Source organism: Candidatus Chryseopegocella kryptomonas (assembly GCF_001536065.1).
In the GTDB taxonomy this organism is placed as follows: Bacteria; Bacteroidota; Ignavibacteria; order Kryptoniales; family Kryptoniaceae; genus Kryptonium; species Kryptonium kryptomonas.
Genome location: NZ_CZVW01000006.1, coordinates 55,205 through 71,642, shown reverse-complemented (window position 1 = coordinate 71,642; position 16,438 = coordinate 55,205). Strand labels below are relative to the sequence as shown.

Annotated in this window: 18 protein-coding genes; 2 read left to right on the top strand and 16 right to left on the bottom strand. The window is 37.3% G+C overall.

Annotated elements, in window-relative coordinates:
- Positions 1-62: 62 nt before the first annotated feature.
- The 12 genes from flhA to AWW83_RS03625 all read right to left on the bottom strand — a co-directional run bounded on the left by flhA (position 63) and on the right by AWW83_RS03625 (position 10,492).
- Positions 63-2,117: a flagellar biosynthesis protein FlhA gene (flhA, locus tag AWW83_RS03680; protein WP_092348675.1), complete on the bottom strand. Its 2,055-nt coding sequence runs from the start codon at positions 2,115-2,117 to the stop codon at positions 63-65.
- Complete coding sequence (gene flhB, locus AWW83_RS03675; protein WP_092348672.1) at positions 2,117-3,190, bottom strand: flagellar biosynthesis protein FlhB; 1,074 nt, start codon at positions 3,188-3,190, stop codon at positions 2,117-2,119. Before flhB ends, flhA begins: the two co-directional genes overlap by 1 nt.
- 1 nt (position 3,191) lies before the next feature.
- Entirely contained in the window at positions 3,192-3,965 is a 774-nt protein-coding gene (gene fliR, locus AWW83_RS03670) for a flagellar biosynthetic protein FliR (RefSeq protein ID WP_092348669.1), read from the bottom strand.
- Positions 3,966-3,968: 3 nt separating this feature from the next.
- Entirely contained in the window at positions 3,969-4,238 is a 270-nt protein-coding gene (fliQ, locus tag AWW83_RS03665) for a flagellar biosynthesis protein FliQ (RefSeq protein WP_092348667.1), read from the bottom strand.
- Positions 4,239-4,262: 24 nt separating this feature from the next.
- Positions 4,263-5,024, bottom strand: a complete 762-nt coding sequence (fliP, locus tag AWW83_RS03660) for a flagellar type III secretion system pore protein FliP (protein ID WP_092348664.1) — start codon at positions 5,022-5,024, stop codon at positions 4,263-4,265.
- Entirely contained in the window at positions 5,025-5,369 is a 345-nt protein-coding gene (gene fliO, locus AWW83_RS03655; RefSeq protein WP_092348661.1) for a flagellar biosynthetic protein FliO, read from the bottom strand.
- 1 nt (position 5,370) lies between these two features.
- A complete protein-coding gene (fliN, locus tag AWW83_RS03650; protein ID WP_092348658.1) occupies positions 5,371-5,721 on the bottom strand; it encodes a flagellar motor switch protein FliN in 351 nt (116 codons plus the stop codon).
- Between the two features lie 2 nt (positions 5,722-5,723).
- Entirely contained in the window at positions 5,724-6,716 is a 993-nt protein-coding gene (gene fliM, locus AWW83_RS03645; RefSeq protein ID WP_092348655.1) for a flagellar motor switch protein FliM, read from the bottom strand.
- Between the two features lie 11 nt (positions 6,717-6,727).
- Positions 6,728-7,309, bottom strand: coding sequence for a flagellar basal body-associated FliL family protein (locus tag AWW83_RS03640; protein ID WP_092348653.1), 582 nt, complete (start codon positions 7,307-7,309; stop codon positions 6,728-6,730).
- Between the two features lie 186 nt (positions 7,310-7,495).
- Entirely contained in the window at positions 7,496-8,107 is a 612-nt protein-coding gene (locus AWW83_RS09955) for a c-type cytochrome (RefSeq protein WP_200753989.1), read from the bottom strand.
- A 27-nt stretch (positions 8,108-8,134) separates the two neighbouring features.
- Positions 8,135-9,286, bottom strand: coding sequence for a metallophosphoesterase family protein (locus AWW83_RS03630; RefSeq protein ID WP_320409421.1), 1,152 nt, complete (start codon positions 9,284-9,286; stop codon positions 8,135-8,137).
- A gap of 24 nt (positions 9,287-9,310) precedes the next feature.
- Positions 9,311-10,492 carry a cytochrome-c peroxidase gene (locus tag AWW83_RS03625; RefSeq protein ID WP_234697236.1) on the bottom strand — a complete coding sequence of 394 codons (1,182 nt, stop codon included), beginning with the start codon at positions 10,490-10,492 and terminating at the stop codon, positions 9,311-9,313.
- A gap of 132 nt (positions 10,493-10,624) precedes the next feature.
- Here AWW83_RS03625 and AWW83_RS03620 point away from each other — a divergent pair, with 132 nt between their 5' ends.
- Positions 10,625-11,902 (top strand): OstA-like protein, encoded by a 1,278-nt coding sequence (locus AWW83_RS03620; protein WP_159421098.1) that lies wholly within the window; start codon positions 10,625-10,627, stop codon positions 11,900-11,902.
- On the top strand, positions 11,871-12,665 hold the full coding sequence (gene lptB / locus AWW83_RS03615; protein ID WP_092348644.1) for an LPS export ABC transporter ATP-binding protein: 795 nt from the start codon (positions 11,871-11,873) through the stop codon (positions 12,663-12,665). Before AWW83_RS03620 ends, lptB begins: the two co-directional genes overlap by 32 nt.
- Here the strand turns inward: lptB and mnmA are convergent.
- The 4 genes from mnmA to AWW83_RS03600 are packed head-to-tail and all read right to left on the bottom strand — an operon-like array spanning position 12,662 to position 16,432.
- Complete coding sequence (gene mnmA, locus AWW83_RS03610; protein ID WP_092348641.1) at positions 12,662-13,768, bottom strand: tRNA 2-thiouridine(34) synthase MnmA; 1,107 nt, start codon at positions 13,766-13,768, stop codon at positions 12,662-12,664. The genes lptB and mnmA overlap by 4 nt on opposite strands.
- Before the next feature lie 45 nt (positions 13,769-13,813).
- Positions 13,814-14,599, bottom strand: a complete 786-nt coding sequence (locus tag AWW83_RS03605) for a DMT family transporter (RefSeq protein ID WP_092348638.1) — start codon at positions 14,597-14,599, stop codon at positions 13,814-13,816.
- A complete protein-coding gene (locus tag AWW83_RS09950) occupies positions 14,568-14,741 on the bottom strand; it encodes a hypothetical protein (RefSeq protein WP_200753990.1) in 174 nt (57 codons plus the stop codon). The genes AWW83_RS03605 and AWW83_RS09950 overlap by 32 nt, the downstream gene beginning before the upstream one ends.
- Positions 14,742-14,758: 17 nt before the next feature.
- Positions 14,759-16,432 carry an SLBB domain-containing protein gene (locus tag AWW83_RS03600; protein ID WP_092348634.1) on the bottom strand — a complete coding sequence of 558 codons (1,674 nt, stop codon included), beginning with the start codon at positions 16,430-16,432 and terminating at the stop codon, positions 14,759-14,761.
- Positions 16,433-16,438: the final 6 nt, after the last annotated feature.

Genomic DNA, 16,438 nt, shown 5'->3' with positions numbered 1-16,438 from the left:
TTGTTGGGGTTGGAGCACTGGTCATACGAAATAGAGAAGAAAAGCAAGGTGTGAGTTTGGCATTAAACATTGTTGTTAATTTTTACACGACCGATGATTTCTATATCAACATCTGTTGGAAGTTCCGTGTATGAGATCACGCTTACATCCGGAAATGTTGAATGAATTAAACGATAAAAATAAAGCCGAACCGTTGCTGAACATATGACAACAGGCTGATAACCCAAACTTTTAGCTTTTTTTATGTTTTCATCCAAACTCAAATTAATCGCACGAATCACCTCTGGTGGAAGACCAAGCGTCGGTGTGGATTGAGAGCTCGTCTGTTGTAAAGATTGAGTTATAATCTCTTCTACTCTTGGATCAAGTTGAATTGCGTGGATCACACCGCTTTCGTCCTGATAAAGCCGTGCGATCGTTTCAGAAAGAGAATGCCTCACATATTCGGTCAAAACATCAACATTTTTCGTAACCCTTGAATAATCAAGCAACGCTTCAAGAATTGTAACCATATCACGGATCGGGATTCCTTCGTTTAAAAGATTTTGCAAAACTTTTTGAATTGTTCCTATGGGAAGGACATCAGATGTTATCTCCTCAACAAGAGCTGGATAATCTTCACGAAGATTTTCAATTAATGTCTTCGTATCTTGCCTGCTCAAAATTCTTCCAGCATTCTTCCTCAAAACTTCCATTAAATGAGTTACGATAACAGAAACCGGCTCAACAACAGTATATCCCATAACCTCAGCCTCTTCTTTCCTATGTGAAGGAATCCAATAAGCATCAAATCCATAAACTGGTTCTTTAACTTTTATCGCATCACGAATTTCATCAATTGCTGTCCCGGGATTCATCGCAAGATAATAACCCGGTTTTACTTCACCACTTGCAACTTTATTTCCACGAATCTTTATGACATACTCATTCGGCTCAAGATAAATGTTATCCCTTACTCTTATCGGCGGAACAATTAAGCCAAGTTCAAGCGCAAGCTGTTTTCTTACGCCGATGATTCGCTTAAATAAAGTCCCTCCCTGTTCTTCATCCGCAAGTGGAATTAAGCCATAACCAATTTCAACTTCAATTGGATCAACTTGGATCAACTTTTCAACTTTTTCCTCTTGTTGTGGAACTTGCTTTGGCTTTGCTTCAACAGGTTGTGTTTTTTCTTTTTCAGCCTTCGTCCCAAAATAACCTGCAACACCACTTATAACAGATAAAACAAGAAACGGAAGCATTGGCAAACCCGGAACAATTGCAAAAAATGCAAGAACTCCAGAAGCAATTAACAATGCTTTAGGTCTTTGAAAAATTTGTCCTTTTATCTCAACATCAAACTGATTTCCAGAAGCACTCCTTGTCACGACCATTCCAGCGGAAACCGAAATTATCAAAGCTGGAATTTGTGAAACGAGCCCATCTCCAATCGTGAGAAGAGTGTAATTTTGAAGTGCTTCGGAAAAGCTCATACCACGCTGTAATACACCAATTATCAAACCGCCGATTATATTCACAACAGTTATTATCAATCCAGCGATTGCATCGCCACGAACGAATTTACTTGCGCCATCCATAGCCCCGTAAAACTCCGCTTCCCTTTGAATTAGCTCTCTTCTTCGTCTTGCCTCGTCCTCGGTTATAAGCCCTGCGTTTAAATCCGCATCAATGCTCATCTGTTTCCCGGGCATTGCATCAAGCGTAAATCTTGCAGCAACTTCCGCAATTCTACCTGCACCTTTCGTTATCACGACAAATTGAATTACAACAAGAATTAAAAACACGACAAAACCAACAACATAATTTCCCTTTACGACAAAAGAACCAAAAGCAAAAATTATCTTTCCAGCATATCCATCTGCAAGGATTAATCTCGTCGAAGCGACATTCAAACTCAATCTGAAAAGCGTAAGGATAAGTAAAAGCCCCGGAAATACAGAAAGTTCAAGTGGACTTGTGATATACATTGAGATCAAAAGCACGACGATTGAAAAGGTGATGTTAAATGCAATTAAAATATCAAGCAAAAAAGGTGGCAATGGCAAAATCATAAAGACAAGAATTGATATAACCGCAACGGCAAGCAAAACATCCGTATTTCTTGCAAGATTTTTCATTAAACTTTTCTATCTTTCTTTTTCAAACTGAAAACATAAGCGAGAACTTTCGCAACCGCTTTATAAAGTTGCGGTGGAATTTCTTCATCAATGTCAACCATTTTATAAAGTGCTTGTGCAAGTGGTTTATCTTCAACAATCGGGACTCCGTTTGCCTTTGCAATCTCTTTTATCTTTTCTGCAATCAAATTAACTCCTTTTGCGACGACCTTTGGAGCATTCATTTTTTCTGCTTCATATTTCAATGCAACCGCAATATGCGTCGGGTTTGTTATGACTACATCCGCCTTTGGAACTTTTTGCATCATTCTCATCCGCACAATCTCTCTTTGTCTTCTTCTGATTCTTGATTTGATAAGCGGATCACCTTCAAGTTCCTTCATCTCTTCTTTTATTTCCTGCCTTGTCATTCTCAACTCCCTTTCGTATTCCCACTTTTGAAATGCAAAATCAAAAGTTGAAATTAAAAGATAAACCAGCCCTGTTTTAAGCATAAGCGAAAACCCTGACCTTGCGATAAATCCAGCAACATCTGCAATGTCTGAATCAATAAGAATTAACACATCATCAACGAGCCCTTTCAAAACAATGTAAGCGGTTAAACCGAGTGCGCCAATTTTGAAAAATCCCTTCGCAAGTTCAAATAAACTTCTTCTTGAAAACAAAATTTTCTTTATCCCGCTTGCGGGGTTTAACTTTTCAAAATCAAATTTCAACGATTCAAGTGTAAAAACATAGCCCGTTTGCGCCACACTTGCACCAACTCCGACAAGCATAAGAAAAATTATAAACGGAAGAAAGTTAAGCCCCCAAAATGCGAAAACGCTCCCAGCATAATTTGAAATTTTATCCCTTGAAATTTCAATCGCATAAGAATTTGAAAGCACATATTTTGTAAAGTTTGCGATTTTCTCGTATGCATAATTTCCGCCGAAATAGAAAACAATTAAAGAAGTTAACAGAACAATTGCTGAACTTAACTCATAACTTTTTGCGACTTTACCTTTTTTCCTTGCGTCTTCTCTTCGTTTTGGCGTCGCTTGTTCAGTTCGCTCTTGAAATTCCTCCGCCATTTCAAGCACTGATTAATTTTAAAAGATCAATCAAATTGTTTTCAAAAGAGAAAAGAAGTTTTTTGAAGACAAAGACAAAAAACGGCATCGTTATCATCATCGCAAGAAAACCAATGATGATTTTGACAGAAAAAGCAAACATAAAGATGTTCATCTGCGGAAATGCCCTTGACAAAATTCCAATAGTTATATCGGTCAAAAACAAAGCAATAAGAATTGGCGCACTTATCTTAACAGCAGAGATAAAGACGAAAGTGATCAACTTCGTCCCCCAATTCACAAGTCCAAAACTAACAGAAAAACTTGACACTGGAATTATCTCAAAACTTGACTTCAAAACTTGAATCAAAAAATGATGTCCGTTCAACATAAGAAAAATCACAAGTGCAAAGTAATTTTTAAATTGACTCAATGTCGGCATTGGCTCTGAATGTTCAGGGTCAAAGGCGGTTGAAGTTGAAAAACCAATATCAAAACCTATCAAATGCCCAGCAAATTGAACAGCGTAAAAAATTCCCCAACTTGAAAACCCAATTATCAACCCAACCATAACTTCCTTCACGACAAGAATTATGAAACCAAGAATTTCAACAGACAAATTCAAATTTACAGAATCAACGATGAGAAGAAAAATGTAACTCAAAAAAATGCTCAACCAGAATCTCAATTGAAACGGCACTGATGAATGTCCGAAAAATGGTGCGCTTGAGAGCAAACTCAAAACTCTGACGAAAATCAAAACAAAAGCGTAAAATGTTGAAAAATAAAACTCCATAATTTACCTTGCGATGTTTGGAATTTGATTGAATAATTCTTTTGTGAAACTTATCATTACATCAATTATCCACGGAAGAGCAATCACAAGGACAACAGCTATGACGATAAGTTTTGGGACAAAGCTCAAGGTCATCTCATTTATTGATGTTGCAGATTGAAAAATTGAAATTATCAGTCCGACTATTGCAGATGCGATTAAAACGGGCGCTGAAACGAGAAAAGCAGTGAAAAATGTCTCTCTCGCAAGATGAATTATAAATTGTTCTGTCATTTTAAATTACTTTTTAATTTGACATCAGCGAAAACTTTGAATCAAAGATTGCACAACAAGATGCCAACCATCAATCAAAATGAAAAGCAAAATTTTAAATGGCAATGAAATCATAACTGGCGGAAGCATAATCATTCCCATTGACATAAGCACACTTGCAACGATTAGATCAATCATCAAAAATGGAATGTAAATCAAAAAACCAATTTGAAAAGCAATTTTCAACTCACTTATTGCAAATGCTGGGATAAGAACATATGTTGGGATTTCATCTCTGTTATTTGGTTTAGGCAGATTTGCCATTGAAACAAAAAGAGCGAGGTCATCTTCACGAACCTGTTTAAACATAAATTCACGAATTGGTTTTACAGCTTTTTCATAAGCTTGTGCCTGCGTGATTTCATTTTTAAGATATGGTTGTATCGCATCGTTGTTAATTTTTTCCCACACGGGAGCCATTATAAAAAATGTAAGAAACAAAGCAAGCCCCACAAGAACCTGACTTGGTGGCATTTGTTGAACTCCCAACGCTTGCTTCAAAAAATGAAAAACAACAATTATCCTTGTGAAAGATGTCGTCAATATAATTATTGCAGGGGCAAGCGAAAGAATTGTCATCAAAAACAAAATCTGTAAAGTCACCGCAACATCGCCAGATTTATCCGCTTTCCCAACCTCAACCGTTATCTTTGGGATTGGAAATGAAATTTGCTCACTTGATTTCGTTTGTGCATTTAACCCAGAAACAAGAAACAAAAAGATAAGAAACCAGAAAAAGACACGCATTTAAACAGCACCTCCCTTTTTTGAAATAATAAATTTTCCATTCTTCTTCACACCAGAAGAATAAATCTCGTCAAGAACCCTGATCATTTCTGGCTCATTCAACTCGGATAAAACGCTGATTGAATTTTCACTTACTCCAAGAACCAGAACTTTGTTTAACACTCTGACAATGTAAATTGATTTTCTCGGTTGAATCTGCAATTTTCCATAAATTCGCATAATAAGACCTTGTTGGGAAGAACCTGAAAAATTTGGATAAAATTTTTTCAGAGCGTAAAACAAAACAGCCATAAGAAAAAGTATCAAAGCAAAGGATAAAAATGTCTTGACGATCACCCAACTCATTTCACTTCTTCACATTTTTTATTCTCTCTTCAACTGCAACAAGATTCGTAATTCTAATCCCAAAATGTTTATCAATCACGACGACCTCACCTTCTGCAATTTTTTTGCCATTGACGATCACATCAACTGGCTCACTTGCAAGTTTATCAAGTTCAATCACAGAACCACGATCAAGTTCAAGTATATCCTTTATGACCATCGTTGTTCTACCAAGTTCAATTGAAACAGGCAATGTCACATCAAGGAGGAGTTCAAGTTTGTTATTTATAATTTTTTCTTTTGATGTTTCTTGTTGTGGCAGATTCTCAAAATTTTGAAATTCTGCGTTTTTAATTTCTTGCTCCTTCTCCATAGTTAGACCTCTTCATTGTTTGCAATTCTTGTTATTTTAACAGCTTTTTTCCCTCCATAAACTCCGGGTTTTCCGTAAAGTTTCAATTTCCCTGCGATAAAAATTTTAACCTCTGAATCAATCCTTGTGTCAAGCAAAATTATATCACCCGGGCTCAAATTTATGAGATCAGAAATTGAAATTTCGCTTTGCCCGAGTTCAACGCTTATAGGTATTCTTGTGGTTTTGATCTTTTCAGCGATGTATTTTGAATATTCTTCTGCTGTGTGTTTTCTTATGCCCATAAATTTTTGAAGCGTCATCTTTGCAAGCGAATCTTCAATCACGAAAACAGGATAACATATGCTCATTCTGTAATTCTTATCAGCAAGTGATACGATAAAAGATATGACAAGGACAATTTCGCTTGATGGAGCAACTTGAACTATGTCGGGATCACTCTCGTATTTTGTGATTTTGAATTTGAAATTATCAATTATGCTCCATGCTTTTTCAAGTTCGGAAGTTGAACGTTCAACTATGCCACGGATTAAACTTTGCTCAATTTGTGTCAAAGCCCTTGAAAATTTTTTATTTCCCGAACCATTCAAATCCCCACCACCAAGCAATCTTTCAATCAAGACAAATGAAAGTTCAAGTCCAACTTCAAAAATTATCTCACCTCGTCCATCTCCGGCGTCAAGCGTGAATATAACGCTTGGCTTTTCAATTGAGAGTATATATTCGGAGTAAAAAAGTTGATCAATATTCTCAACTTGAATTGTAACTGGAGTTTGAAGTCGGCTCGTAAGATAATATCCAAGGGCTTCTGCAAAATTTTGATGGATTGTTTGAATTGTTCTGATTTGATTTTTTGAAACTCTGCTCGGTCGCCTGAATTCATAAGGGACAATTTCTTTCTCTTCCTGCTTTGAAATCACTTCGCCAGGAGATTTGCCTGCGCTTAAACCAGCAAGCAAACTGTCTATTTCCTGCTGCGATAAAATTTCAGGCATAATAGTTCAACCTATTGAATTATAAATTTGCTGAAATAAACATTTTGAACTCTTCCCTGTGTTAATATCTCATCAATTTTTTTAGCTATTTCACGCCTCAGGTCTTTTCGCTTCGTCACATCGCTTAATTCTTCAAGTGTCTTGCTTGATAAAACATTTATCAAAATATCATTTACAATGACTTCCTTACTTTGAATCTCTGCAAATGCTTTTTCATTCGTGACTTCTATTCCAACGCTTGTTAAAAGATACCTTAATCCCCCAGTCCCAGCTGGATTGACGATTAAATCCTTAACAACAAAGAGAAACTCCGGATGTGAGATTGCATATTCTGACTCAGTGATTTTATAATCATCCGCAACTTTTCTTTCTTGGATTTGTTCTTTCTGCGTGTTTTCTTTTTTGACATTTGATTCTGTTTGCCCTGCATTACTTTTTGAGTTTAAATCAAGAACGAGAAGATAAGCGATAATTATTTGAAGTAGCACAATAGGAATAGCAACGAAAAAGATCGTCCTTTTACTTCCCTTATGCGAAGTTTCGTTTTGACTTTGCTGAACCTGTTGCTGCTGAAGTTGAACTTTGTCTGCCATTTTCAAGCCGATTTTATTTAACTTTCAAAGAAAAATAAAATCAAAGCCCGTGCCATTTGAATTTTTCGTCAAATTTGAAATTTAAAATGGGAGTGGGAAATCTTGCTGGCTAATATTCTTCAAATGAATGAGATTATTGGACAGGAAATAAAAAAGCCCCGGCTTAAAGCCGGGGCTTTGCGGGGATTATCTCTTCCCGGGGTTGAGTGTTTTAGCCTGCGGTCGTGGGTCTTGATTTGCACGAGCCCAAATTATATACGCCTCCATTGCCTTCAAACGTGGGTCATCCTCTTTCAACGGTTTGCCTTCCATAGGATTCTCAATGCACCAATTGATCATATCACGAAGCAAAGCAACTTTTTTAAGCTGAATCTGAAACTTCGGGTATGTCTCAGGATGTGTATCAGTTGCATCGGGATGGCACATATCACAGGAAATTCCATTTGTCCCAAGCGATGGATCATGAAACCATTTGTAACCTTCCTCAATCATAGCTTTAAGTTCCCTTTCCCATATCAATGAATCTCTGCGTGTGAATTTGGTTGATTGATATTTCTTCTGCTGTTGATAAGTAGCAAGAAGCATACTTGCTACTTCTTGCGCTTTTTCTTTTGGCATAACTTCATTTTTGCTTACATCATTTAAAACGACCTGTGTTTTACCATCACACGCAGTTATTACCTTCTTATCTGATTTTTTCCCATCTTTGCCACCTTCAATTGCGGTTAAATCATTTTCGCCAGTCAAGAAAATTGCAACCACAACAAGAAGAAACAGGGTGAAAAATTTTTTCAGCATAACAAATTCCTCCTTAAAATTTTATTTTTAAAACGATGGATCAGCTGGAACTGGTGGAACTTCCTCCTTTCCACCTGATTCAAGATATCTTGCGGTGACTTTCATCGGTTCTCTGCTCCAAAGGTTATAAATTTTATTTGCTTTTCCATTTGCGAGAACCTCAACAGTTCCATCACCGCAACCATCAAATTGATCAAATGGATCTGCCCTGTTCATTTTAATTGTCAGTTTTGGAAGTCCCGTTGGAGCATATGGCCAAGGCCAGGCGGTTGAAAGCATCCCATAAAAGTTTATGTTTCCGATCTTGTTGAAAACTGGTTGATGCGTATGACCGTGGATAACGGTGACATTCTTAAATGGTCTAAGCAATGCTTGAACCTCTTCGGCATCATCTGTCCAGAAGTTCCACGGCTTGTAATACTTGTAAAGTGGTGAATGCGAAAACACAACTATCGGTGTATCCTTTGAAACTTTCGCTAAATCCTGTTTTAACCATTCAAATTGCTTTTTACCAACATCACCATAACCTCTTCCAACCGTAAACGGTCTTCCTTTCGGATTGTCAAGTTGAGCCATAAACTTCATTCTTTCCATCGGCGTCATCTTTGACTCAGTCCAGTAATCATCAACAAGCACAGAATTTAACACAATAAAATGCACTCCCTTATGATCAAATGAATAATACGGTTGACCGAAAAGCTCAATCCATTTTTCTCCAAGATCAAGATACCAATCGTGTTCTCCAACCATCATATAAAGTTTCGGTTTGAGTTCGCTTAAAATTTCCTTTCCAAGCTTTAACTCCTCTGGTTGACCAAGTTGTGCAAGATCCCCACCGAAGAGAACAAAATCTGGCTGTGGGTCAAGGGCATTTACATCTTGAACTGCTTTTAAAGCTGCTCTCACAAATCTTTCGTTCAATTTTCGCTCATAAAGATGCGTGTCCGAAATATAAGCAAATCTAAATTTGACCTCCGTTCCACCGCCCTGTTTTGCTTCAACTGCTTCAACAATTTGGAAGGAATGCGGTGGGAACTGATTTTTTGCAAGCGCAACCGCAGCAGATGCCATCGCAACTTTAAGAAATTGCCTTCGGTTCAACTTCGGCAACATCTTGAAAAATTCCTCTCTTTCCTTCAAATACTGCTCTTCTTTTCTCTCGCTTGGCATTTTCGGCATAATGATTGCACCTCCTTTTGTTTGTTATTTGTTTTCTGGAAAATCTTTTGGAAATTCACCTGTAAGCGTCTTCAAAAATTCCACAAGATCGTTCATCTCTTCATCTGTCAAGTTCAGCGGTCTCATCTCGCCAGAAAGATTTGGATTTTCATTTCCACCACGATTATAAAATTTAATTACATCAAGAAGAGTTGCTTCGCTACCATCGTGCATGTATGGAGCTGTAAGTTCAACATTTCTCAAAGTTGGGGTTTTAAAAGCACCAATATCTTTGGGGTTAAATGTCACGAGAAATCTCCCAAGCTCTGAATATGCTGGATCAAGCGCAAGTTCGTCAAGTTTTCTCTTATCAAGTTGTCCCTGCTTGGCAAGTTGCTCGGCTTTTCTGGCAAGTTCAGCAAATCCCTCTTTATTCATCGCAACGCCAATGTTGTGATATTTGTTGTCCGTGAAGAAAGGATTTGAACGGTTAAATTCGTGGCAGGTTATACATCTTGCTTTACCTTGGAAAAGTTGCCACCCACGCTTTGCTGATTCACTTATTGCATTTTGATCACCAGCAATAAATCTGTCAAACGGTGAATTTCCAGTCAAAAGAGTTCTCTCAAAAGCGGCGATCGCCTGTGCAACTCTGTCAATTGTTATCTCACCACCGAAAACTTTTTTAAACGCATCCACATACTCTGGAATTCCTTTTAATTTCTTAACAACCGCATCATGATCTGGCATCCCCATTTCAACTGGATTGATTATCGGTTGTTTCGCCTGTTCCTCAAGCGTTGGGGCTCTACCATCCCAGAATTGTTGCTCAAAAAACATAGCATTCAAAACCGTCGGAGCATTTCTTGCCCCCTTTTGACCCCTCACACCTTCACTTACTTTCTTCCCATCTGTGAAAGCAAATTTCGGATCATGACAGGTTGCGCAGGAAACTGTGTTATCAACCGAAAGTCGCTTGTCAAAATACAATTTCCTCCCGAGTTCAACTTTTTCAGGGGTTATCGGATTATCTGGCGGGACAAAAATTTCCCACAAATCTTTCGGAATGCCAAGTGGAATTTTAACTTCATAACTTACTTTTGCACTTGACTTTGCCTGTCTTTCTGTGAAAAAGGTAAATGAAAGAATGAAAACGACGAAAAGCAAAACCAATTGGTAAAATTTTCTCAACCTTTGCATGGTCGTCGCTTGAATTTTATTTTTCATCTTCACTTTATAAGACAAATAACCCAGTCCGTTTATTCCATCTTCATCACCCCCAACAAAGCAAGATTCTTTTTGCTATTTGAGAAAATTTTGACCAAATTATAAAAACAAAAAGCAAAATTTTTCATCGCCTTGAGATGTCTTAAATACATCGCTGTTTGTCTGTTTGCAACGCTTCAACTTTTTTCACAGCAAAAGAAACTCGTTGAACTAATCCACGCTGATAGTTTAGTCGGCAAAAAATTTGACTCAAAAACTGTAAGAGAACTCATCGGGAATGTCCATCTAAAACACGAAAATATCTATGTCTGGTGTGATAGAGCAATCCAGTATGTTGATGAAAATAGAATTGAAGCATACGGAAATTTGAAGGTAAAACAGGATACACTGATCCTTGAAGCAAATCAGGGAGTTTATCTTGGGGATAAAAAAATTGCATTATGCGAAGGCAATGTTAAACTCACAGATGGAAGAACAACGCTTGAAGCAAACTACGGAAACTACGACGCACAGAAAAAAATCGCAAACTTCAAATCAAATGTTAAACTTGTTGACTCAACAACGATCATAACCGCAGAACAACTCTTTTATTATCGCACAGAGAAAAAATCAATTGCGGTTGGCAATGTAGCAATCACAAATCTTGAAAACAACATCACAATCTACGGCGGATATTTTGAAAACTACGATAGCACAAAATACAGCGTTATAAAAAATAACCCGAAACTTGTTCAAATTGATACTTCATCAAGTGGAGAAATTGACACTTTGATCGTGATCGGCAAGTTTATGGAGGCATTTCGTGATACAAACATAAGCATGTTTTCAGCAACTGATAGCGTTATAATCGTGCGTGGAAATCTTTCCGCAGTTTGCGGTGATGTTTTCTACTACGATAAAAAAGAACTGATAATCCTGTGGAGAAATCCAGTTGTATGGTATGAAAACAGCCAAATCTCGGGCGATTCAATAGTTGTTAAGTTGAAAGATAGAAGAATTGACGAAGTTTATGTCTATGGCTCGGCGTTTGCAATTGACCCCGCAGATTCATCTTACCCAGAAAGATTCAATCAATTGAAAGGAAAAACGATGCGAATTAAATTTAAAGAAAACAAAATTGACGAAGTTTATGTTGAAAAAAACGCAATGAGTTTGTATTATATTTTTGAAACCGATGAAACAAACGAAAGAAAACCAAACGGCGTAAATTATGTGAGTGGCGACAGCGTCTGGATTAAGTTCAAAGACGGAAAAATGCACAGGATAAAAATCATAGGCGGGATTGAAGGAGTTTATTACCCCGAAGAACTTGTCCAAGGGAAAGAATCAAACTTTAATCTTGAAGGATTTAACTACATCAAAAGAAAACCAGAGAAAAATGCTAAACTTGAAATCGTTTGGGTCAAATGAAAAAAGAGAAGATGCGGGTAAAACATCAAACAACAGCGTTTTAAGAGCAGAATCACTTTACAAAAGATACAAAAAAAGATATGTTGTAAGAAATGTCAGCATAGAAGTAAAACAAGGCGAAGTTGTTGGACTTCTTGGACCAAACGGCGCAGGGAAAACAACAACTTTTTATATGATCGTCGGAATGATAAAGCCAAACGCTGGAAAAGTTTTCATTGACGACATTGAAATAACACGAATGCCAATGTATAAAAGAGCAAGATTGGGGATAAGTTATCTACCGCAGGAAGCAAGCATATTCAGAAAGTTAACAGTTGAAGAAAATATAATGGCAGTTTTGCAAGTTATGGATTTAACACCAGAACAAAGAAAAGAGAAACTTGAAAAATTGCTTGAAGATTTCGGAATCGCTCACATAAGGAAAAGCAAAGGTTATATGTTAAGCGGTGGAGAAAGAAGAAGGACAGAGATAGCACGTGCGCTTGCAACAGATCCGAAATTTATTTTGCTTGATGAACCATTTGCTGGAATTGATCCGATCGCTGTTGAAGATTTAATGAACATAGTTGCAAATCTAAAAAACAGAAACATTGGTGTTTTGATCACCGACCACAATGTCCACGAAACGCTTTCAATCACAGACAGAGCATATCTTCTATTTGAAGGACAAATTTTAAAAGAAGGAACAGCGGAATTTTTAGCAAACGACCCCGAAGCAAGAAAGTTATATCTTGGGGAAAAATTCAAACTTGATAGATATTAAACATCAATTGCCTTCTCAATTATACCGCCTCCGACGACAACATCGCCATCATAGAACACAACCGACTGTCCCGGTGTAATTGCACGCTTTGGCTTCTCAAACTCAACGAGAATTTTATCATCTCCGTAATTTTTGAGCATTGCCAATGTCCCTTCGTCTGAATATCTTATCTTTGCAAGAACCTTCATCCCATCTTCAATTTTATCAACCGAAATCAAATTAACATTTCCAGCAATTAAAGCATTATGATAAAGTTTATCTTCAGTGCCAACTTCAACAACATTTGCCACAGGATCAATTCCTATGACATAAACCGGATAACCAAGAGCAACACCAAGTCCCTTACGCTGTCCAATGGTATAAAATGGATAACCACGATGCTTGCCTATGACTTTCCCATCCATAACAATATCACCACCCTTGACTTTTTCAGCAAGACCATCAACATTTTTCTCAAGAAACTTCGTATAATCATTATCCGGAACAAAACAAATCTCAAAACTTTCTGGCTTGTTTGCAATCTTCAAGCCATATTTTCTCGCAAGTTCTCTAACCTCCTGCTTTGTAAGTTCACCAAGCGGAAAAATTGTCCGGCTCAAACTTTCCTGCGTTAATCCCCAGAGAGCGTATGACTGATCCTTGCTTGAATCAACCCCACGCATTAGGATATACCTTCCTTTCGTTTCATCAAACTTAATTCTCGCATAATGTCCCGTCGCTATGTAATCAGCTCCCAATGAAAGCGCCTTCTTTATCAACGCTTCCCACTTTATCTTCCTATTGCAGATAACACACGGATTTGGAGTTCTACCAGCAAGATAATCTTTAATGAAGTAATCTATGACTTCACGATGAAATTCCTTTGTCAAATCAACCACATAATGTGGAAAGCCAAGTTTTGTCGCAACCATCCTTGCGTCGTTAATTCCTTCAAGAGAACAACAACTATGTTCGTTTTGAACTCCAATGTCCTCGTAGTTATATGTTTTAATCGTTATCCCTATCAAATTGTATCCTTGCTCTTTTAAAATTGCAGCAGCAACCGACGAATCAACTCCACCGCTCATTGCAACTACAACGGTTATGTCCTTTGGATTTCGCATCTATTTAAAAAATTTTGTTTTCGGTTTCATTTCTTAAAATAAAACTTAATTTCTTCTCAAAAAATTTCTGAAAAATTTCCCATTCCCAAAGATCACATCCGAAAGCTCCGAAATCAAAAGTCCTGAAACCATCAAAGCTGACCCCAGAACCGCAAGCGGAGCAAATTTTTCACCTAAAAATATCCTGGCTATAATCCCCGCAAAAACTGGCTCCATTGTGAAAATTATTGCTGCCCTCGTCGGGGTCGTGAATTTCTGATACTCGGTCTGAATGTAAGTTGCAAATATCGTCGCAAGAATGGAAGTGTATAAAAGAGCGATCCCAAGTTGAAGATCAAATTTTAATTTCACATCGTCAAAAATTGGCGAAATCAAAAACGAAAAAATTGATGTAACCGCAAGCTGAATAAAGACAAGTTTGCTTGTTTGATGTTGTCTTGAATAAATGTCAAGATAAACAATGTAAAGAGCAAACATAATCGCACACAGAAGCGTCAGAAAATCTCCTATCGTAAAATCACGCCCGAGCGAATAAACAAAATTTTCAATTGAACTCTCTTTTGATGTAAGAAGCAAAAGCCCAAATGTCACAAGCACAATGCCGACTAAATTGCCCGGTTTCGGTGGTTTCTTCTCAATTAACACTTGCGCAAGTGGAGTAAAGATGACAAGCATACCTGTTATAAAACCGGACTTTGAAGCGGTGGTATATTTCAATCCAACTGTCTGAAAAGCAAATCCAGCAAAGAGAAAAAAAGCAATCACAAAACCATGCTTCAAAGTTTGACGATCAAAATCCTTAACTGAATAAGGAAAAAAGAAAAAATACAAAATCGTTGAAATTCCAAATCTTATCCCGAGAAAAAATTAAAGGCGAGGCATTTTCAAGCGCAGTTTTAACTATGCTGAATGTCCCGCCCCAGATAAATGTGATTAAAAGCAGAAGAAGTTCGGCTCTGTATTGCTGTTTCATCTATTCCAAAAATCTATTCATTTCGTTTTGATTTGGTTATAAATCAAAATTACTGTCGCAACTGTTGAAGCAATTGCACCGACCGTTAAAATTATATCCTTCGCAAGATTCCAGTAATAAATTGGCTCACGCACAATTTTTTTCGGAACGAAAATAAAATCTCCCGGCTCAATCTTTGTCTTATCCGCATCATACCAAATGTAAGTTTTTCGCTTTATGATTTTGACATCACCTTTTCTTGCAAGTTGCGAAAATCCACCAGCTTTCAAAATATAATCCCTATAACTTTTGCCTTCCTCATAAGGCACAAACCCGGGATTATTAACCTGTCCGAAAACATAAACAAGGTCATACTTTGGGGGAATGTAAATTAAATCACCATCCTGCAATTCATAATCTTCCTCGCCCGAAACAACTTTGGAAAGGTCAATAGACCTAAATTTCAAATCTTTGATGGCATTAACTTCATAAACGAAGTAAATTGAATCAGAGCCCGGAAAACCAAAATTTTTCAAAAACAACAACGGAAATAAAGAGTCAACTTTCTCAGCAACAGGACTGTTAACTGCTTCTTTAATCACAATAGCATTTTTTAAGTCTGAATATCTCGTCGGTTTAGCATCGTTTAAAATCTCGCTTAACCTTGTTCCATTTCTTGAAATTGGATAAGTTCCTGGATTTGATACCTCGCCAAGAATTGTAACTTTATAATTTTGTTTTAATGTCCTTTTCTCGGGGATAAAAATTCTATCTCCAACTTCAAGATTAACATCCGGGGCTTCTTCGTTTAAAATTTTTTTCAAATTTACATTTATTTTCTCACGCAACTTTCCTTCTTCATCAAGTCGCAAAATTTGAACATTTTCCAAATCTGCGCTTTCAATTGTTCCACCTGCAATTTTAACTATGTCAGATAATTTATCACCTTCAACAAACTCATAAACCCCGGGCTTATTCACAGCGCCATAAATTGCAATAAATGAATTCGGATCGCGCCTTTGGACAATTATCCAATCACCTTCAAGAAGATAAGGATTATATTTATCATCACCCGTTGCAAAGTATTTTCTTAAATCAACATTGATTTGATCTCCGCTCCTTTTGAGCGTAATTTTTCTTAGGTTAACACTATCAATTGCAGTTGAACGTCTCAGCATTTGCAGTGAATCAACTGGCATAAAAGCAAGTATAACAGCATTTGAAACTCTATCTATTGAGCGAACTTTATACTTGCCCTCGTTTAAAACATAGCCTGTAACAGTTACATTAAAAGAACGCGGTGCTATCAATGTGGTTGTTATCTCGCTTGCGATGTATTTTGATTTAACTTTTTGAATTATGCTTTTCTTCGCTTCTGATAGCGTCCGCCCTGCAACGGGAACTTCGCCAACCGTCGGAATTATAACAGTTCCTTCAAGCGTGACCTGAATTGTAAAACTCAATGGAGGCGAAGTCCATATATTAACACTTAAAATATCCCCAGGTCCAACAATGTAAGTTTCGGGATCAATCGGCTTTTCAAGTGAGAAAATGTTCGGGTCAAGAACTGGATATTGCAATGTTTGAAATTGTTTCGTCAGGTCATCAAACTTTATCCCAAGTTTTGAAGTTGCCTCCGGTTTTAACTCGGGAATTTGAGAGAAAAGAAAATTAATGTTCAGAAGAAAAATCACAAAGATAAACTTTCGCATGACGAT